Here is a 17,736-nt window from a genome sequence, read left to right as displayed (position 1 = left end):
GGGCAGTTCCCCTTCGAGAACGGCCCTCTGCCGGTGCCTCCATTCAGCCCACCGGGACCGGATCCGGCTCCGACGCCGGGTTCTCGGCCGGACGACCGCGCAGCGCGGCCACGCCGAGCAGCGCGAACGCGATCGCACTCCAGACCAGCAGCACCACGAGCGGACCGGCCGCGGCAGCGCCGTCGAAGAACGCGACCGAGCGCAGCAGCGAGGCGGCGGCGCCGGGCGGCAGCAACTGCCCGATGACGCCCCACGGCTGCGGCAACAGCTCCGGCGCCGACGTGGCCGCCGAGAACGGGTTGCCGATGAGCAGCATGAGGAGCGCGGCGAGGCCGATACCCGCGCGACCGATCACGGCGGCGAGCCCGGCCACCGAGCCTGCCACCGCGAACGAGACCAGCCCGGCAACCGAGGCGAGCTCCAGGTAGGAGCCGGGCACCACCGACAGCCAACCCTGGACGATCGCCATGCTCAGCAATCCGCCGACGACGCCGAAGGTGACCAGCCCGATCACCTTGCCGCCGACCGCGGGAACCAGCAACGCCAGGAGCACCCCCGCCGCGATGCCCGCCATCACCAGCGGCAGCACCATCGCGCCGAACGCCGCTCCACGCGGATCGTCCGAGTCGGCCGCCACCACATCCTCGACCCGGGCGGTGGGCGCGCCGGAGAGCTGTTGCCCGATCTGCGTGAGTTGCTGAGCGACGGCGGGACTCGCCCCGGAGGCAACCAGCACACGCGGCGGTCCGTCGCCGGTGACGATCGCCCCGTAGACCTCGCGGTTCTCGATCGCGGCGCGCGCGGCGGATTCGTCCACGGGCGTGGTGATCTCGAAGGCGCCCGGATTGTGCTCGGCGAGCTTGCCGGTGACCATCCCGGCCTGCGGACCGGTGACGGCCAGCGGCAAGTCACGGGGCGCGATGTTGGCCGCGGGCCAGGCGAACGCGATCAGCATCAGCGCCTGAAGCAGGGCGGCGCCGAAGCCCAGAGCGAACGCCCGCTGTGTGGTGTTCATGGCCTTCTCCCAAAAATCGAATGCTCGTTCTCTTTGATGGTGGCCTTACCGTGACACGCAGTTCGACGGGTTGTCAAGAACGAATATTCGTTTTATTTTTGAAGCATGCCCCGAGTCAGCGAAGAGCACCTGGAACGCCGCAAACAGCAGATCCTGGACGCCGCGCGGCGCTGCTTCGCCCGTAAGGGGTTCCACGAAACGTCCATGCAGGACGTGTTCGCGGAATCGGGACTCTCGGCCGGCGCGGTCTACCGATACTTCAAGAGCAAAGACGAGCTGATCACAGCGCTCGCCACGCAGACGACGGTATCCCTGCGCGTGGCCATGGACTACGCGATCAACCGCGAGCCGCTGCCCACGCCCGCCGAACTGATCATGATGATCGCCGAGGAGGTCGTACGGCGCAGCGGGCCGGACGGACCGGTGCGGCTGGCGCCGCAAGCCTGGGCACTGGCCCTGGTGCACCCAGGGGCGGCGGTGATGGTGCGCGAGACGATGTTCGCGATGCGCGCGCTGTGGGTGACTTACGCCGAACGCATGCGCGACAAGGGCTGGCTACCCGAAGACGCCGATGTCGATGCCGTCGCCAAGGCCATCATCGGCCTGCTGCCGGGCTTCATCCTCCAGCACCTCATCCTCGAGGATCTGGATCCGGAGACGCTGGCCCGCGGCGTGCGCATCCTGCTCCCCTACGGCGAAACCGCCATCGCGGCGGCAGGCGAAAGCAGCTGACCGCGGGTCAAGGCAGCAAACCCTGCCTGGCGCGGCCCGCGTTGGACAGCACGAGCAGCAGCATCGTGGTGAGGGCCTGGTCGTCCAGGCCCGCGGCGGGGAAGGTGTAGCGCAGGATGACGTCGGCGAGCTTGCCGTGGCCGATCACGGTGATCGAACCGAACTGCAGCGAGTTGTTGCGCTCGGCGACGCGCTTGTGCAGCTGCGGTTTCAGCGGCCGGTCCCAGGCCAGCACGCAGGTCAGGCTGAGCACGTCCAACCCCGGCGCGAGATTCACCGCGCGCAACGAGGACAGCGCTCCCTCGTATTCGAATCCCAGCGACCCTTCGGGGTCGACGCGCACGTCTATGCCGTAGCTCGACAGGCAGGCTCCGGCCCGCGCCTGGAGTTCCCGGTCCGGTGTCACCGCTGCGTCCATGTTCGCCTCACCCTTCACTTGGTGCCGCCGAAGCGGCGGTCACGCGACGCGTACTGGAGGCAGGCCTCCCACAGGTTGCGCCGATCGAAATCGGGGAAAAGCGTGTCCTGATAGACGAATTCGGCGTACGCCGACTGCCAGATGAGGAAGTTGGAGCTGCGGAACTCACCCGATGGACGCAGGAACAGATCCACGTCCGGCATGTCGGGTTCGTCGAGGTACTTCGCCACCGTCGCCTCGGTGACCTTCTCCGGATCGATCTCGCCCGCTGCCACCCGGCGCGCGATCTCCCTTGCGGCGTCGGCGATTTCGGCACGGCCGCCGTAGTTGACGCACATGGTCAGCGTCATCACCGTGTTGTCCTCGGTGAGCTCCTCGGCGATCTCCAATTCCTTGATCACGCTGCGCCACAGGCGCGGTCGCCGTCCGGCCCAGCGCACACGGACGCCCATCTCGTGCATCTCGTCACGACGACGGCGGATCACGTCGCGGTTGAAGCCCATGAGGAAGCGCACCTCCTCGGGGCTGCGCCGCCAGTTCTCGGTGGAGAACGCGTAGGCCGACAGCCACTTGACGCCGATCTCGATACAGCCCTCGACGGTGTCCATCAGCACCGCCTCCCCCCGCTCGTGCCCGGCGGTGCGCGGCAACCCGCGCTCCTGGGCCCAGCGCCCGTTGCCGTCCATGACCAGCGCGACATGGTTGGGCACCAGTTCCGGCGGCAACTGCGGCGGCCGAGCTCCCGACGGATGCGGCGCGGGCGGGCGGACGCCCGCGGGCTTGGGCTCGGTCGCGGCGGCGGAGTCTCGGCGGAGGATCACGGCATCCATCCTGCCTGATCGCCTCCGCAGCCCCTACCGCCACGTTGCTTCCTGACGAATTCCGCGGTTCCCACCGGCACGGGTGACTTATTCTTTTCCCTATCGTGATACTGGGGAGGGGTTTCTCGTACGTGACCGATTTACCAGGCACCGGGACCGCGGCAGGTTTCCGGGCCACACGTGAATTACTCGGCCTTCCGGTCCCTTGGTGCGCGCGGTTCTTCGCGGTCGCGGAGCGCACGGTCGAGCGCTGGGAGAAGGGGGCCTTCCAGATTCCCGACACCGTGGCTCGCGAACTCGCCGCCATCGCGGACGAGACCGAGCAGGTGATCGAGGCCATGGTCGACGCCATCGACGCCGGGGAGATCTCGCCCCGCCTGCACACCTACCGGACCAACGACGACTACTGCAAGCACGAACCGGACACCCGCTACCCGGCCACCTGGCATCGCGCGGTGTGCGCCCGCGTCATGATCGAGCTGCCCCAGGTAGAGCTTCGATTCGTGGAGTAAGCGGCTGCCGGGCCTCCGGTCGATCCGGGGCGGCCACAGACGAACTTCCTCCGGCCGTGTCCTTGGACCGCTCGACCAGCGGCAGAGTCCGCAACTGACGTTCCAGATGCCACTGCAAGTGCGCCGCGACCAGCCCGCTGGCCTGTCTGCGCACCGCGCCGGGGGTCGCCTCGACCTGCTCCCATTCCCCGCGCAACAGCGCCACCAGCAGGTCGAGCACGCCGGGGGCGGGCGTCGCCGCGCCCGGTGGACGGCAATGCACGCACACCGCGCCGCCTGCCGCGACATGGAAGGCTCGATGCGGACCAGGCGTCGCGCACTTGGCGCATTCGTCCAAGGCGGGCGCCCAGCCCGCGAAACCCATGGCGCGCAACAAGAATGCGTCCAGGATCAGTTCGTGCGGCCGCTGTTTGGCCGCGATGGCGCGCAGTGCGCTCGCGGTGAGCGCGTGCAGCCGGGGGGCGGGCGCGTGCTCCTCGCCTGCCAGGCGTTCGGCGGTCTCCAGCACGGCGCACGCGGTGGTGTAGCGCCCGTAGTCGTCGATGATGTCGGCGGCGAACGCCTCCATCGTGTGCACCTGGGTGACGGTGTCCAACGAGCGCCCCGGGTGCAGCTGCACATCGATGTAGGAGAACGGTTCCAACCGTGCCCCGAACCTCGATTTGGTGCGCCGCACCCCCTTGGCGACCGCGCGCACCAGGCCGTGCTGCCGCGTGAGCAGCGTGACGATGCGGTCCGCCTCACCCAGCTTGTGCTGGCGCACCACTACCGCCTCGTCCCGATACAAACGCACGTGGTGAGTCTAGTTGCCGCGTCTACGTCGCTGGGTGTTCGCGGCCCCCTTGTGGCGAGCCGGCGCGGATGTATGCCGTGCAGGCGGCGATCAGCCGGTCGGGCGCAGGAGCCCGGAGATGAGGAGCAGCACTGATGCCTGGGTCTGGGCGCGTGCGAGGGCGGGGTCGTCGGCGTGCGCGACGATCAAAGCGGCCTCGCTGATCACGCTGACGATGAGCTGGGCCAGTACCGGGACGGGGGCGTCGGCGATCAATCCGGCGGCGCGGGCGCGCTCGAGTTGCGCGGTGATCAGGCCGAGGCCGTGAGCGGCTTCGAATTCGCGCCAAGCCTGCCAGCCGAGCACCGCGGGGGCGTCGGTGAGGGCGATCCGCAGCATCGCAGGTCGCTGGCAGATCTCCAGGAACAGAGCGAGCCCTGCCGCCATGCCGGCCATCACGTCATCGGGATCGACCGCGGCGATGGCGTTCTCGATCTCCGCGGTGGTCTCGACCTCGATCTGCTCCAGCACCGCGAGGAACAGCCCGCGTTTGTCGCCGTAGTGGTGGTGCAGCGCGCCCCGGGTGACCCCGGCCTCGGTGACCAGCTCTTCGGCCGAGGTTCCCGCGAAACCGCGCTCGGTGAACAGGCGGCGTCCCGCCTGTTCGAGCGCGGCCCTGGTCGCGCGCGAGCGGTCTTCCTGGCTACGGCGTGGCATGCAGCCGAGTGAACTCCAGGATCGATTCCGCGAGCAACTCGGGCTGATCCTCCGGCAGGAAGGTGTAGGAGTCATCGATGAGCCGCAACGTCGCGTTCGGCAGGTCCCTGGCCAGGCGTTCGGCGAACGACACCGGGAACACCCGGTCCTCGCGCGCCCAAGCCAGCAGTACCGGAGTGTCGATGGCGGCGAAGTGGCGCGCGGCCTCCAGCGTGTACCGCCGGTGCACCGAGGTCACGAAACGCCGCAGATCTTTTCGGATCGCGGCAGAGTTACGGCTCGGCAGCAGGTAGGAGTCCATGATCTCGGGCGGGATGGGCCGCTTACTGATATAGCCGAAAGCCAACGGCAGCCGATGCAGCGCGCGGATACGCAGCGCCTCGGTGAAGAGGCGAATCGAGCCGGGGAGCTTCGCCAGCATCGGAAGCGCCGTGAACGGCTGTGGCAGAAAGCCCTCGTAGCTGTCCACCGCGGCGAGCACCACGCGGCCGATCCTGGACCGGTCGCGCGTAAGCAATATCTGGGTGATCGCGCCGCCGGTGTCGTTGGCGACCACGGTGACATCGGTGAGGTCGAGGCGTTCGAGGAACGCGGCGACGAGATCGGCGACCCCGCTCGGGGTGAGATCCGCATGCGGCAGGGGGATCGAGTGCGAGCCGAGCGGCCAGTCCGGCGCGAGGCAGCGGTACCCCGCCGCGGCGACCCCGGGCACCACTTTGCGCCACAGGTCCGCGTTGGCCAGCAGACCGTGCACGAAGACGACCGGAGCGCCCTCCCCGGTGTCGTGATAGCGAATGCGGCCGCCGGGCAGATCCACCTCGTGGGTGCGGCCGAGTGATGTGCTGGTTGCCATGAGTCCTCCGAGTCGTTGCGATTCCTCACTACTTTTACATACATACGGTATGTATGCCTCCTACCCAGGGTGGATTTCCCGGCACCGTTATGGACGCATGACCAGGTTGGCGTTACGGTTTTTCCGACCACGACGAGACGGAGCTCACATGACGGTGTCCGATCCGGCCCAGGCACCCGACACGCGGGAACTGGGGCTGACCGAACTGGCGGCCGCGATCGCAAGCGGTGCGATCACCTCGACCGCTGCGGTCGGCGGCGCGCTGGATCGGATCGACGCCGCACAGGGCACGCTCAACGCTTTCCGGATCGTGCGCCGCGAGCGAGCGCTGGCCGAGGCCGCCGACGCCGACCGACGGCTGGCCGCCGGGGAACGGCTGCCGCTGCTGGGCGTGCCCGTCGCGGTGAAGGACGACACCGATGTCGCGGGCGAGCCGACCGCGTTCGGATGCGGTGGCGACTTCGCGCCGAAAACCCGAGACGCCGAATCGGTCCGGCGCCTGCGAGCCGCGGGCGCGGTGATCGTCGGGAAAACCAATACCTGCGAACTCGGGCAGTGGCCGTTCACCAGCGCCGTGTCGTTCGGACACACCCGCAATCCCTGGGACCGGACCAGGACGCCGGGCGGGTCCTCCGGCGGGGCTTCGGCGGCCGTCGCGGCCGGTCTGGTGCCCGCCGCCCTCGGTTCCGACGGCGCGGGCTCGGTCCGTATTCCGGCGGCGTGGACGAACCTGGTCGGCATCAAGCCACAGCGCGGGCGGATCTCGACCTGGCCGGAGGCCGAGGCGTTCTACGGTCTCACCGTGAACGGCCCGCTGGCGCGCACGGTCGCGGACGCGGCGCTGCTGCTGGACGCGGCGGCCGGCCCGCACCACGGAGACCTGCACACACCGGACCCGATCCACGCCTCCGATGCCGTCGGCCGTGACCCGGGCAAGCTACGAATCGCCCTGTCGCTCCGCATCCCGTTCACCGCCACCAGAACCGCGCTCGATCCCGGAGTCGAGCAGGCCGTGCGACGCACCGCCGATACGTTGCGCGCACTCGGCCACACGGTGACCGTTGCCGACCTGCACTACGGCCTCATGATCGGCGCCTCGTTCCTGCCGCGTTCGCTCGCGGGCATCCGGCGGGTGTACCACCGGATGCCCGGCCTCGAGGTCGATCCGCGCACCGCCGCCAACGCCAGGATCGGACGCGTGCTCGACGGACCCGCCCTCTACGCGGCACGACGACTGGAACCCTTGCTGCACAAGCGGATCGGCAATTTCTTCCGCGATTACGACGTCGTCCTCGCGCCCACCACCGCGACTGCGGCGCCACGCGTCGAGGAGATCGACGGCATCGGCGTCAACGCCACCAACAACCTCATCACCGCCGCCTGCCCGTACACCTGGCCGTGGAACGTTCTGGGCTGGCCGAGCGTGAACGTCCCCGCCGGGTTCACCGATTCCGGCCTCCCCGTAGGCGCGCAGCTGATGGGCACGGCGAACTCCGAACCCCTGCTGATCTCCTTGGCAGCCCAACTGGAATCCGAACTCCAGTGGTACCGCCACCGACCCGACCCGTGGTGGTGACCTGAGCCTGAACTCGGTTCAGCCCGTGCTTGTTCCGGGCCGAGCGGACCAGCGCACGCACGGTGCCGAATCGTTCTCGGCATCCAACGGCGCGATGTACCTTGTGAGAGCGCCGAGTCCCCGCATGTGTGAGTTTCGCGGGCGCGGACCCACGCGGGTTCTATGCGCCGATGCCGCATTCTCTCGGCCGACCTTGGAACGCGAGGAGGGGCCCGATGGCCGATCGTCACATGGTAGCCGTTCATGTCGTGGTCGTGCCCGACGAGGAACTACCGATGACCGAGCGCTGCGATGGCACGTTCCCGGGCCAGTTGCACCTGAGAGGGTGAAGTTGCAGGGATCAGGCCGAGGGCGTTGTTTTGCTGATCAGATCCGAGGTGGTCGCACGGGCATATGCCCAGTTCGCCCAACACTTGAGCAGGGAAATCGCGAGGATTGCAAGAGCTGATGCCGAACACGGCGTCAGGCCCTTCGCCCGTGAAACGCAGGGTGTTGCCGAAGCACTTTCCCACGCCGACAGAGGGTTGCGCCACGCTTTCGACACCGGCGACCCGTCATTTCCCCGCCCGCTGTCGGAACCCGGGTCCGCGCCGCCGGATCGTTTCTACAACGGAGCACGCCTGTGGCAGGTCGATCAAGTGTTTCCCAGGGCTTTTCGCGGCGACGAAGCCGCAGCCGAGGACGGCTATATACGCACAGCGTCGCACAGCACCGCCGGAGACGTTGTCTACCTGACCGACGGCAGTGACATCGCCGGCGTGTACGGAACGATCACGAGCTGGACCGATGTCCGGGACGGCACGATGCGGTTCCATCCCGCGGGGATGGTGCTGGGTATCGACGCCAACCGTATCCGGGTGAATCCCATGGCAGAAGAGGGGCATTCGGCAGCCAACTTCATCGAAGGTGTCAGCGACCGCGTATACACCACCCCGGGCCGCGTAGACACATCCAAGATCGTCAGCGTGGAATTCCAAACCTACGACGACATCATCTCCAACCCCGACGTAACCCTGGTCGCCGACGGGTTCCCCGGCTTCGAGGGCATTCGGCAAGAGTCGCTACGCGACCCCGCGGTAGTCGCCGAGCGCCTCACCACCATCGCCGACGCCGTGCGCAGAAACTACCCGGCGATCGACGTCACCGTGGGCGCCAACCGTCTCTCCAGCGACGAAGCCATCAGAACGTTCCTCGCCACATGACCAGAGCAATAGCAGTCCCCCGATCGACCGTACGCGGGCGGATGAGGCGACTCGTCGGTTCTTCTCCCTTCATTACCTGCGCGGCTCGCGCCCGTGGTTGCCGCTCGAATGGCCCAGTGGTCACGGCTCCAGGTAAAGGCGTTCGTTCGGCAAACGTGGTAGCCCGGCCGGGTCGCCCGGGACCACGGTTACCGCGTCCGGGTAGTGGTAGGCACGCCAGTCCTGTATGAAGCGCGACGCCGCGGTCGCGCAAGCGGCGAACTCCAGACGGACATCGTGGAATTGGATGGACAGGTGAACGTCGTCTTCTTCGGGGCGCGGCGACAATTGGGAGTCCATGGCGTCACCGCCTGCGCTGTGGTCGGCAAGCTCGGATCGACTCGATGACGACCATGCCGGATGGGCGGAAGGCGTCGCGTGGTGGTGTCACCCAGACGCGGAATCCCGCCTGCCGCGCGCCTGGTGAGGGCAATGCGATTTGTGCGCCGAAGCGCGACACCGAAACGTTGAGCCGGAACAATTCGGCGAACAGCCGGTTCTCGTCCGGCACGTCCGGCACGATCAGGAAAGTCCATCGTTTCGAGCGTGGATGCGAAACGATCGGCCCGAGTCGCACACCCGAATCGTGCATTCGGCCTTTCACCGCAGCCCCGAGCTGATGAGGCATGGTAATCGCGCCGACGCTGCCCGCAGGCACGATGATGCTTCCGATTTCGGGTTGAACTCTGGCCGGTAGGCCGCAGGTCTCACGATAGAAGTGGCACCGCGTCAACGGTGTGTCGGCCTGCACCGGCACCAGCACCTGAGTGTCCTCCAACCCCATCCCCGCATCTCCCTGCTCGTGGTGTGATGAGCACCCGGCGCCGAGGAGCACGCGCCACCGCTCAGCCGCTAACAGCTGACCGGTGTGCCGTTGGGCGCAACGACATCGACCCGGCACTGGGTGCAGCACCAGCATCCGGTGGCGAAGCGACGTAATACAGGTACGCAGCAGGCATTTTGGTCCTACTCTTCCGGTATTCGACACGTCGAGGTGAGGGTGGGGCCAGCGATGATCGACAAGTGGACCGGCGCTGACGTTCTGGCGCTTCGGACAGCGATGCGGCTGACACAGGAGGAGTTCGCGGCAGTTTGCGGGCGTGCGGTGCGCACGGTCGGAAAGTGGGAACAGCAGGGTGATCGAGCCGCGCTCAGCCCACGGTCCTCGGACGCCATGGACACGGTGTTGGAAGGCCTCAGCCCCGAGCAGGCGTACCGGTTCTACAACGAAGGCGCATCGATGGCGCCTGCGATCGCCACTTTCTCGCCGCCGACCCGCCTACACTCGCCTTTGGACGCGGAACTGCGAACGTGGGTCGAGATGAATCGGCGTGAATTGCTCTCTTTGTTCGGTGGCGTTGCCGGTGGGCTGCCCGCTGTCGCCGCAATCTTGGCTGGCTTGGATCCGGATGAGCAACGTCGAGTCGGTGAAGTGCTTATCCGGCCCGGCCGGGTGGACAACGCGACCGTCGGTCACATCGAGGCTGCGCTGGCGATCGCGCGTTCGCAGAACAACCTTTATGGCCCCCACGCAGTTCTTCCAATGGTTGCCGCTCAGCAGGTGATCACGTCCGCTCTGCTGCGGCAGGCGCCCGGCCACTTGCGGCCGCGGTTGCTGACACTGCACAGCCAACTCGCTCAGCTGGCCGGGTGGATGCAATTCGACCTGTGCGACTTCGGTTCCGCGAATTCGAGCTACGAGCAGGCCCGCGAATCCGCGCACGACGCGAGCAACGACGCACTCGTGGCCCTCGTTCTGTGCAACCTGAGCTACCTGGCTACCTGGCGTGGGTCACCACGAATAGGGATCGATCACGCGGTGGCCGCGCAGAACTGGGCACAAAGCATCGATGATCGCCCGCTGCGCGCCTACGCCGACGATATCGCAGCGTTCGCCTACGCCTCCACAGGACGTCACCAGGCATGCGTCGCGGCACTCGATGCCGCCGACGTCATGCTGGACGATGACCGGCCAGAGACGGACTCTATCGCGTACTTCCACGGCCCAGGTCTTTCGCTGGCGTTTCGCAGCGACTGCATGTACCGGCTCGGATGTGCGGCGGAGGCACAGGATGCGGCCGAATCGTCGCTCGCGCTCATCGATGAGGGCTTCATGCGGAATCGAGCACTGGCCTACATCGACCTCGCGCATGCCCATATCGCCGGGTGGGAGATCGATGAAGCCGCAGAAGGTATCGGAAAGGCAGCCGGTCTAGCTACCGAGTGCCGTTCCGATCGGCTCATCGGTCTGATTGCTGATGCGCGATCAGACCTCGATCAATGGGCTGATGCGCTGTGCGTGCGCGAGCTCGACCAATTGCTGGCGGACTACGGACTCCTCAACTCCTGAATGTAGATGTCGAACTCCGGTGATACGAACGCTGGTGTGTCTTGCCGCCCTACCAGGTGCCATCCACCGATCGCCCGGTAGAACGCTTGGGTGTCTTCCGCCTGCGGCTGGACTGCCAGCGTCGCCCGCTGCTCGGATCGGCTATCGAGCAGAATGTCCAGCAATCGGCGGCCGATGCCGTGTCGACGCGCCGACCTCTGAACGGCGAGATCGATCACAGCGAAGGTCCTACCAGGCCATTCACGCGTGACGTCCGGAGATACCTGCTGCTGGAACCCCTCCCACCAACCGGTATCGGTGGTCAGGGTGGTTCCGTACACGAATCCGACTAGGGCGTCTGATGATTCAGCTAGAGCGATGCCGAAACCCGGCTTTGTGATCATGTCGTTGAGCATCTCTCGATGACGCTGCGACTCGGTCTCCGGCCAAACGAACGGAGGTGCCGAGAACGCTTCGTCATACAGCTCGCAGATCGCATCGAAGTAGTGCCGTGCGTCCTCGGCGATTCCGAGCCGAACCGCTGTTGCGTCGTCCTTCATGGACCCGACCATAGATTCGACCCGGCGAACATGGCAGAGAACTAGAACCCAAACATCGCTCTCGATGGCCGCCGCGAAATCGCGTCACGGTTATGGTTCCTGCCACGTTGTGGCGACCTTGTCGACGGTGACTCTTACGGTGACCCACTGCGGGTTCGGCCCGGCGAACCCAGGGTAGGGTCCGCCGGTGTACTTGTGCGAAAGCTCAGCGATCAGCACACCGTCCGGATCGTCTTCGAGTGACGCGGTGCCCTGCACCTGAACGCTGTCGTAGGGACTGGCGGCATCGAAGATCACGACAGCCGCCCTGGGATCCCGGCTCAAGTTGACTACCTTGCGGCGACTCTTCGGCAGCGCGAATACGATGTCGTCTCCGTCGCGCTTGACCCACATCACGGTCGAATGCGGCTTACCGTCCGGTTCGAGCGTGGACAATACAGCGAAGTTCTTGCCGTCGAACAGCGTTCGTACCTTGTCCGTCAACTGCGCCATCAGTCTTCCTTCGGTTCATGTTCCTCTGGTCCGGTGCGCACACTCGGCGGCCCGGTACGAGTTATGACGATGCGGGCGCGGAGAACTCATCGTCGCGCCGGCAATAACCGACCGGGATGGACAATTCGACATGACAAGTCTCGAAGACCACACGCAGTACGTGATCGTTCGAGCACTCCCAGCAGAGATCTGACAGCTTCAGGTCACTACGGATGCGCTCAGAAACCCAGTTTGCCCAGCTGCTTGGGGTCGCGCTGCCAGTCCTTGGCCACCTTCACGTGCAGATTCAGGTAGATCCGGGTGCCGAGGATGTGTTCGATCTGCTTGCGGGCGTTGGTGCCGACTTCCTTCAGCCGGGAACCGCCCTTACCGATGACGATGGCCTTCTGGCTGGGCCGCTCGACGTAGAGCAGGGCGTGCACGTCGAGCATGTCCTCGCGGTCCTCGTAGGGCAGGACCTCCTCGATGACGACGGCGAGCGAATGCGGCAGCTCGTCGCGGACGCCCTCGAGCGCGGCCTCGCGGATGAGCTCGGCCATGAGCGTTTCCTCGGGCTCATCGGTGAGTTCGCCGTCGGGGTAGAAGGCCGGACCCTCGGGCATCTTCGAGGCGATGACGTCCACGAGGACATCCACCTGCTCGCCCTTGACCGCCGAAACCGGCACCACGTCGGACTCCGGACCGAGCAGCTGGGAGACGGCGACCAGTTGCTGGGCGACTTGGTCGCGGCTCACCTTGTCGATCTTGGTGACCACACCGAGCAGCGTCGTCTTCGGCGCCATCTGCTTGATCTGCTGCACGATCCACCGGTCGCCCGGACCGATCTTCTCGTCCGCCGGGATGCACAGCGCGATCACGTCGACTTCCGAATACGTATCGCGCACAAGGTCGTTGAGGCGCTGACCGAGCAGGGTGCGCGGGCGGTGCAAGCCGGGGGTGTCGACCAGGATCAACTGCGCGTGCTCGCGGTGCACGATACCGCGAATCGTGTGCCTGGTGGTCTGCGGGCGCGAGGAGGTGATCGCGATCTTCGCGCCCACCAGAGCGTTGGTCAACGTCGATTTTCCGGTGTTCGGACGACCGACGAAACAGACGAAGCCGGAACGGAATTCGTCCTTCTGCCGCGTGTCAGCCACCGCGCACCTCGCCGGACTCGGCGCTGACCGCGTCGGCCGCGTCCGCGGAGTCGTCGACGACCTCGAACACCGCGCCGTCGCGATCGGTGAAGATGATCCGCGTCTCGGCCGAAACCTCGCGAACCGCGGCCACGCCGAAGTCGGACAACCGCCCGCCGACCACCACGGCCGCCTCGAATCCCTCCGCCCCGCTGGACAACGCGGCGGCGACGGCGGCTTGCAGCGCCGTCAGGCGCAACGCGGTCAGCGTGACCTCGCCGGCGGCGTAAGTACGGCCGTCGGTGTCACGGATCGCCGCTCCGCTCGCCCCTCCGGTGCGGCCGAGCGCGCCGCGGGCCAGCACGACCAGCTTGTTGTCCTCCGCGTCCAGTTCGGTCATTCGGTGTCTCCGTCCTCGTCGCGATCGGCCGGGATCTCCCGCTCCGATCCGTTGGCCTTACGCTTGCCATTGGGATTGTCGCCGTTGGTCTTCCCGGCGGGGACCTTCTCGCGCGCTTTGCGCACAACTACCGTGTTCACCCGCACCCGGCCCCGCGCGTCCGCGCCGCCCTCACCGCGCAGCACGAGCCCGTGCGCCTCGATCTTCGACCCGGGCAGCGGCACCCGGCCCAGCTCGTGCGCGAGCAGGCCGCCGACGGTGTCGACGTCCTCCTCATCGATCTCCAGCCCGTACAGCTCCCCGAGATCCTCCACCGGCAGCCGGGCCGACACACGGTAGCGGCCGTCGCCGAGATCCTCGATGGGCGGGGTCTCGTCGGTGTCATACTCGTCGGCGATCTCACCGACGATCTCCTCCAGCACGTCCTCGATGGTCACCAGACCCGCGATGCCGCCGTACTCGTCCACCAGCAACGCCATGTGGTTACGCCTGCGCTGCATCTCGTCGAGCAGGCTGTCCAGCGGTTTGGAATCGGGCATGAACACCGCGGGCCGCATCACCTCGCGCACCCGCACCTTGCGGCTGCGATCGGCGTACGGCACAAGGTCTTTCAGATAGACCACGCCGAGGATGTCGTCGACGTTCTCGCCGATCACCGGGACGCGCGAATGCCCGGAACGCACGGCCAGCGACATCGCCTGAGCCGCGGTCTTGTCCGCTTCGATCCAGACCATCTCCGTGCGCGGCACCATCACCGCCCGCGCCGGTGTGTCGCCGAGCTCGAAGACCGACTGGATCATCCGTCGTTCGTCGTCGGCCACCACGCCGCGTTCACTGGCCATCTCGACCACCTCGCGCAGCTCGATCTCGGAGGCGAAGGGGCCGTTGCGGAAACCCTTACCCGGAGTGATGGCGTTACCGAGGAGAATCAGCAGCCTGCTCAGCGGACCGAGCAGCGCGCCGATGAACTGCAACGGCAACGCCGCGGCCAGCGCGATGGAGTAGGCGTGCTGACGACCCAGCGTGCGTGGGCCGACACCGATCACGACATAGGACACCAGCACCATCACCAGCGCGGTGACCAGCAACGCCCAGTTCTTCGCCCAGACCGTCATCAGGCCCGCCGCCAGCAGCACCGTGGCGCCGATCTCGCACAGAATACGCAGCAGCACCATCAGATTCACATACCGCGCCCGGTCGGCGACGATCCGGCTCAGCCGCACCGCACCGGACCGCTCGGCGCGCACCAAGTCCTCGACGCGAGCCGGTGAGATCGTGTTCAGGGCGGAATCGACACCGGCGAACACCCCACCCACCGAGATGAGCAGGACCGCGAGCAGAACGAGGGTCAGGGAATTCACGCGGGACCCAGGGAGTCACCCGGTGTGGTGAAGCCCGCCTTGCCCAGCAACCGCGCGTCGCGTTCGGCGAGCTCTGCCCGCCGCCGAGCCTCGCGCAGACTCTCGTACCACTCCTCGAGCAGCCGGGCCTGCAGCGCGAACATCTCCTTCTCCTCCTCCGGCTCGGCATGGTCGTAGCCGAGCAGGTGGAGCACGCCGTGCACGGTGAGCAAGGCGAGTTCCTGATCGAGGGAATGACCCGCCTTGCGCGCCTGCCCGGCGGCGAACTCCGGGCACAACACGATGTCGCCGAGCATGGACGGGCCGGGTTCGGGGCTGTCGGGCCGCCCGCCCGGTTCGAGCTCGTCCATCGGGAAGGACATGACGTCGGTCGGGCCGGGCAGGTCCATCCAGCGCATGTGCAGGTCGGCCATGGTGTCGAGATCCACGAGCACCATCGACAGCTCCGCGGCCGGGTGCACGTCCATCCGGGCGATCACGAACCGCGCGACGCTGACCAGCTCTTCTTCGGGCACGTCGATACCCGACTCGTTGGCGATCTCGATGCTCACCCGAATAGCCTACGATCCCGGCGATCGTGTCGCCGGAGCGGAGCCTCGTCCGGCGAGACGAGTTAGCGCCGGTCCGCCCGGCTCGCCGCGCGGCGCTGGGCCCGGTTGCCGCCGTAATGCGAAGCGACCGGCGGGCGCGTCTCGGCTTCGAAGCGGTCGTAGGCGTCCACGATGTCCGAGACCAGCCGGTGGCGGACCACGTCGCTGCTGGTCAGCTCCGCGAAGTGGATGTCTTCGATTTCGGTGAGGATCTCGCTGGCGGCACGCAGACCCGAGCGGGCGCCGCTGGGCAGATCGACCTGGGTCACGTCGCCGGTCACCACGATCTTCGATCCGAACCCGAGGCGGGTGAGGAACATCTTCATCTGCTCGGCGGTGGTGTTCTGCGCCTCGTCGAGAATGATGAACGAGTCGTTCAGGGTGCGACCGCGCATGTAGGCCAGCGGCGCGACCTCGATGACTCCGGCCGCCATCAGCTTGGGAATGGCCTCCGGATCCATCATGTCGTGCAGGGCGTCGTAGAGCGGGCGCAGGTACGGATCGATCTTCTCGTTCAGCGTGCCGGGCAGAAAGCCCAGACGCTCCCCCGCCTCGACCGCGGGACGGGTGAGGATGATCCGGTTGACCTGCTTGGATTGCAGCGCCTGGACCGCCTTGGCCATCGCCAGGTAGGTCTTGCCGGTACCGGCGGGGCCGATGCCGAACACGATCGTGTTGGCGTCGATCGCGTCGACGTAGCGCTTCTGGTTCAGCGTCTTGGGCCGGATGGTCTTGCCCCGCCGGGACAGGATGTCCAGGCTGAGCACCTCCGCGGGAGACTCACTGGAGCCCTCGGTGAGCATCGATACCGTATGCCGCACCGCCTCCGGAGTCACCACGCGGTTGCGGCCGGTGAGCGCGACGAGCTGCTCGATGACCCGCTCGGCGAGCGCGACATCGGCCGCCTTGCCGGTGAGGGTCACGGAATTGCCACGGACGTGGATGTCCGCGTCGAGCAGCGTCTCCAGTTCACGAAGGTTCTGGTCGGCCGAACCGAGGAAGGGGAACACGGATTCGGGAGCGAGTTCGATACTCGAGCGCACGGTGCGCGCTGCGGGACCCGAACCGATGTCGCCGGCGCCGATGCCCGCCGCTGGGGTGGCCGGGTCGCCGATCTCGCCTTGTGTTCTCAAAAGTGGCTATAGCCTGCTTTCCGGTCTCGACTGCTGCTGTATGGAGAGAAGTTTAACGCGCCCCACCGACAGCGCCCAGTGAATAAGGCCTCCGGCGGGGCCGGACCCTCATGGGATTCCCCCACGTCGCCCTGCCCAATCCTCCGTGAAGTCACGGAAGCGCCGCACGGCGTCCGGTGGCGTCACCGCGGCGGGCCACACCAACCCGACGGCGCGCGCGGCGCCCGCGTCCGCCAGCGGCACCGTCACCGGGCCGGACAGCGGCCCAGCGGACAGCGGGTCCTCGCCCGGCAGGATCGCCACGCCCAGTCCCGCCGACACCAGCCCGGCCACCGTGACGAGGTCGCTCGACTCGAACGCGATCCGCGGCCGGATATCCGCGGCCGCGCACAGTTCCTCGAAGATGCGCCGCATCCCGAATCCGTGGTGCATCGTGACGAACTCCGCGTCGGCCACCTCGGCGAGCCGGACCTGCCGCCGTCCGGCCAACCGATGCTCCGGCGGCACCGCCAGCACCAGCGGCTGCCGCAGCACGGTGCGCCAGCCGACGCCCGCGACGGCGGGGCGGGGCGAGACGATGCCCAGATCCGCTTCGCCCGCGAGCACCCGCTCGGTCACCGCTTCGGCCGCCCCCTGCCACAGTGTCACCGTGATCCGGCCGGAGATCCGCCGGAAGCCGCTGACCAGCTGCGGCACCAGTGATCCGCCGAAGGAGTGCTGGAAGGACAGCCGCACGATTCCCCCTGCCGGATTGGCCCGATCGGCGAGAGCCTTTTTCGCCGCGTCCAGCTCGGATTGCGCACGACGGGCATGCTCGTAGTAGATCCGCCCGAACTCGTTGAGGACGATCCGTTTTCCGCGCCGGTCGAACAGTTCGACACCGACCCGGCGCTCCAACCGGGCCAGCATGCGCGACAGAGTGGGCTGGGCGAGGTGCAACCGATCGGCTGCGGCACCCACCCGCTCCAGTTCGGCGAGTGTCGTGAACCACTCCAGATCCTCGCCGAGCATCGCCCTACCTCCCTATATGTCTCACAAGCATCGAATTGCTTCCTATTATTCATTTCCTTTCCGAAAAACGGCTGATGATGCTGAACGA

The 17,736-nt window shown here is 67.1% G+C and carries 20 protein-coding genes and 1 pseudogene; 5 read left to right on the top strand and 16 right to left on the bottom strand.

Annotated elements, in window-relative coordinates; all coding sequences use genetic code 11:
- Positions 1-43: 43 nt before the first annotated feature.
- The gene (locus tag GVY39_RS25780) at positions 44-1,015 is read right to left on the bottom strand and encodes a hypothetical protein (RefSeq protein ID WP_159929042.1); all 972 of its coding nucleotides are present in this window, start codon (positions 1,013-1,015) and stop codon (positions 44-46) included.
- Between the two features lie 105 nt (positions 1,016-1,120).
- Between GVY39_RS25780 and GVY39_RS25775 the strand changes: the two genes are divergently transcribed.
- Complete coding sequence (locus tag GVY39_RS25775) at positions 1,121-1,747, top strand: TetR/AcrR family transcriptional regulator (RefSeq protein ID WP_159929044.1); 627 nt, start codon at positions 1,121-1,123, stop codon at positions 1,745-1,747.
- A gap of 7 nt (positions 1,748-1,754) precedes the next feature.
- Here GVY39_RS25775 and GVY39_RS25770 read toward each other — a convergent pair whose 3' ends face one another.
- Together GVY39_RS25770 and GVY39_RS25765 are read right to left on the bottom strand one after the other, a co-directional pair.
- Positions 1,755-2,165 carry a YbjN domain-containing protein gene (locus GVY39_RS25770; protein ID WP_159929046.1) on the bottom strand — a complete coding sequence of 137 codons (411 nt, stop codon included), beginning with the start codon at positions 2,163-2,165 and terminating at the stop codon, positions 1,755-1,757.
- A gap of 14 nt (positions 2,166-2,179) precedes the next feature.
- Complete coding sequence (locus GVY39_RS25765) at positions 2,180-2,995, bottom strand: isoprenyl transferase (RefSeq protein ID WP_159929048.1); 816 nt, start codon at positions 2,993-2,995, stop codon at positions 2,180-2,182.
- A gap of 122 nt (positions 2,996-3,117) precedes the next feature.
- Here GVY39_RS25765 and GVY39_RS25760 point away from each other — a divergent pair, with 122 nt between their 5' ends.
- On the top strand, positions 3,118-3,498 hold the full coding sequence (locus GVY39_RS25760; RefSeq protein ID WP_159929050.1) for a DUF1870 family protein: 381 nt from the start codon (positions 3,118-3,120) through the stop codon (positions 3,496-3,498).
- Positions 3,499-3,561: 63 nt separating this feature from the next.
- On the opposite strand, the pseudogene recO reads toward GVY39_RS25760, so the two are convergent.
- From recO to GVY39_RS25745, 3 genes and pseudogenes are all read right to left on the bottom strand, one after another.
- Positions 3,562-4,291, bottom strand: a pseudogene (gene recO, locus GVY39_RS25755) (DNA repair protein RecO); the annotation flags it as partial.
- Positions 4,292-4,381: 90 nt separating this feature from the next.
- Positions 4,382-4,987: a TetR/AcrR family transcriptional regulator gene (locus tag GVY39_RS25750; protein WP_159929054.1), complete on the bottom strand. Its 606-nt coding sequence runs from the start codon at positions 4,985-4,987 to the stop codon at positions 4,382-4,384.
- On the bottom strand, positions 4,974-5,840 hold the full coding sequence (locus GVY39_RS25745; RefSeq protein WP_159929056.1) for an alpha/beta fold hydrolase: 867 nt from the start codon (positions 5,838-5,840) through the stop codon (positions 4,974-4,976). Before GVY39_RS25745 ends, GVY39_RS25750 begins: the two co-directional genes overlap by 14 nt.
- Positions 5,841-5,988: 148 nt before the next feature.
- Here GVY39_RS25745 and GVY39_RS25740 point away from each other — a divergent pair, with 148 nt between their 5' ends.
- Positions 5,989-7,416 carry an amidase gene (locus GVY39_RS25740; RefSeq protein ID WP_159929058.1) on the top strand — a complete coding sequence of 476 codons (1,428 nt, stop codon included), beginning with the start codon at positions 5,989-5,991 and terminating at the stop codon, positions 7,414-7,416.
- Between the two features lie 638 nt (positions 7,417-8,054).
- Positions 8,055-8,618 (top strand): hypothetical protein, encoded by a 564-nt coding sequence (locus GVY39_RS25735; RefSeq protein WP_240679472.1) that lies wholly within the window; start codon positions 8,055-8,057, stop codon positions 8,616-8,618.
- Between the two features lie 120 nt (positions 8,619-8,738).
- Here the strand turns inward: GVY39_RS25735 and GVY39_RS25730 are convergent, their stop codons facing one another.
- Together GVY39_RS25730 and GVY39_RS25725 are read right to left on the bottom strand one after the other, a co-directional pair.
- The gene (locus GVY39_RS25730) at positions 8,739-8,957 is read right to left on the bottom strand and encodes a hypothetical protein (protein WP_159929062.1); all 219 of its coding nucleotides are present in this window, start codon (positions 8,955-8,957) and stop codon (positions 8,739-8,741) included.
- A 4-nt stretch (positions 8,958-8,961) separates the two neighbouring features.
- The gene (locus GVY39_RS25725) at positions 8,962-9,441 is read right to left on the bottom strand and encodes a DNA-directed RNA polymerase subunit beta (RefSeq protein ID WP_159929064.1); all 480 of its coding nucleotides are present in this window, start codon (positions 9,439-9,441) and stop codon (positions 8,962-8,964) included.
- 228 nt (positions 9,442-9,669) lie between these two features.
- Between GVY39_RS25725 and GVY39_RS25720 the strand changes: the two genes are divergently transcribed.
- The gene (locus GVY39_RS25720; protein WP_159929066.1) at positions 9,670-11,007 is read left to right on the top strand and encodes a DNA-binding transcriptional regulator; all 1,338 of its coding nucleotides are present in this window, start codon (positions 9,670-9,672) and stop codon (positions 11,005-11,007) included.
- Here the strand turns inward: GVY39_RS25720 and GVY39_RS25715 are convergent.
- From GVY39_RS25715 to GVY39_RS25680, 8 genes are all read right to left on the bottom strand, one after another.
- Positions 10,986-11,546, bottom strand: a complete 561-nt coding sequence (locus GVY39_RS25715) for a GNAT family N-acetyltransferase (RefSeq protein ID WP_159929068.1) — start codon at positions 11,544-11,546, stop codon at positions 10,986-10,988. The genes GVY39_RS25720 and GVY39_RS25715 overlap by 22 nt on opposite strands.
- A gap of 90 nt (positions 11,547-11,636) precedes the next feature.
- On the bottom strand, positions 11,637-12,038 hold the full coding sequence (locus GVY39_RS25710) for a PPOX class F420-dependent oxidoreductase (RefSeq protein ID WP_159929070.1): 402 nt from the start codon (positions 12,036-12,038) through the stop codon (positions 11,637-11,639).
- Between the two features lie 218 nt (positions 12,039-12,256).
- Complete coding sequence (era, locus tag GVY39_RS25705) at positions 12,257-13,174, bottom strand: GTPase Era (protein ID WP_159929072.1); 918 nt, start codon at positions 13,172-13,174, stop codon at positions 12,257-12,259.
- The gene (locus GVY39_RS25700; protein ID WP_159929074.1) at positions 13,167-13,553 is read right to left on the bottom strand and encodes a cytidine deaminase; all 387 of its coding nucleotides are present in this window, start codon (positions 13,551-13,553) and stop codon (positions 13,167-13,169) included. Before GVY39_RS25700 ends, era begins: the two co-directional genes overlap by 8 nt.
- Positions 13,550-14,914, bottom strand: coding sequence for a hemolysin family protein (locus tag GVY39_RS25695; protein ID WP_159929084.1), 1,365 nt, complete (start codon positions 14,912-14,914; stop codon positions 13,550-13,552). Before GVY39_RS25695 ends, GVY39_RS25700 begins: the two co-directional genes overlap by 4 nt.
- The gene (gene ybeY, locus GVY39_RS25690; protein WP_159929086.1) at positions 14,911-15,465 is read right to left on the bottom strand and encodes an rRNA maturation RNase YbeY; all 555 of its coding nucleotides are present in this window, start codon (positions 15,463-15,465) and stop codon (positions 14,911-14,913) included. Before ybeY ends, GVY39_RS25695 begins: the two co-directional genes overlap by 4 nt.
- Before the next feature lie 62 nt (positions 15,466-15,527).
- A complete protein-coding gene (locus tag GVY39_RS25685) occupies positions 15,528-16,589 on the bottom strand; it encodes a PhoH family protein (RefSeq protein ID WP_159929145.1) in 1,062 nt (353 codons plus the stop codon).
- 156 nt (positions 16,590-16,745) lie between these two features.
- Entirely contained in the window at positions 16,746-17,648 is a 903-nt protein-coding gene (locus GVY39_RS25680; RefSeq protein ID WP_159929088.1) for a LysR family transcriptional regulator, read from the bottom strand.
- Between the last annotated feature and the right edge of the window lie 88 nt (positions 17,649-17,736).

Origin of the sequence: Nocardia sp. CY15 (assembly GCF_009829295.1) — a bacterium.
Lineage (GTDB): Bacteria > Actinomycetota > Actinomycetes > Mycobacteriales > Mycobacteriaceae > Nocardia > Nocardia sputi.
This window is presented reverse-complemented; position numbering and strand designations above follow the sequence as displayed.

Coding starts and splice junctions, on each gene's coding strand:
- GVY39_RS25780 (WP_159929042.1), bottom strand. CDS start 1,015: ATGAACACCACACAGCGGGCGTTCGCTCTGGGCTTCGGCGCCGCCCTG.
- GVY39_RS25775 (WP_159929044.1), top strand. CDS start 1,121: ATGCCCCGAGTCAGCGAAGAGCACCTGGAACGCCGCAAACAGCAGATC.
- GVY39_RS25770 (WP_159929046.1), bottom strand. CDS start 2,165: ATGGACGCAGCGGTGACACCGGACCGGGAACTCCAGGCGCGGGCCGGA.
- GVY39_RS25765 (WP_159929048.1), bottom strand. CDS start 2,995: ATGGATGCCGTGATCCTCCGCCGAGACTCCGCCGCCGCGACCGAGCCC.
- GVY39_RS25750 (WP_159929054.1), bottom strand. CDS start 4,987: ATGCCACGCCGTAGCCAGGAAGACCGCTCGCGCGCGACCAGGGCCGCG.
- GVY39_RS25745 (WP_159929056.1), bottom strand. CDS start 5,840: ATGGCAACCAGCACATCACTCGGCCGCACCCACGAGGTGGATCTGCCC.
- GVY39_RS25740 (WP_159929058.1), top strand. CDS start 5,989: ATGACGGTGTCCGATCCGGCCCAGGCACCCGACACGCGGGAACTGGGG.
- GVY39_RS25730 (WP_159929062.1), bottom strand. CDS start 8,957: ATGGACTCCCAATTGTCGCCGCGCCCCGAAGAAGACGACGTTCACCTG.
- GVY39_RS25725 (WP_159929064.1), bottom strand. CDS start 9,441: ATGGGGTTGGAGGACACTCAGGTGCTGGTGCCGGTGCAGGCCGACACA.
- GVY39_RS25720 (WP_159929066.1), top strand. CDS start 9,670: ATGATCGACAAGTGGACCGGCGCTGACGTTCTGGCGCTTCGGACAGCG.
- GVY39_RS25715 (WP_159929068.1), bottom strand. CDS start 11,546: ATGAAGGACGACGCAACAGCGGTTCGGCTCGGAATCGCCGAGGACGCA.
- GVY39_RS25710 (WP_159929070.1), bottom strand. CDS start 12,038: ATGGCGCAGTTGACGGACAAGGTACGAACGCTGTTCGACGGCAAGAAC.
- GVY39_RS25700 (WP_159929074.1), bottom strand. CDS start 13,553: ATGACCGAACTGGACGCGGAGGACAACAAGCTGGTCGTGCTGGCCCGC.
- GVY39_RS25680 (WP_159929088.1), bottom strand. CDS start 17,648: ATGCTCGGCGAGGATCTGGAGTGGTTCACGACACTCGCCGAACTGGAG.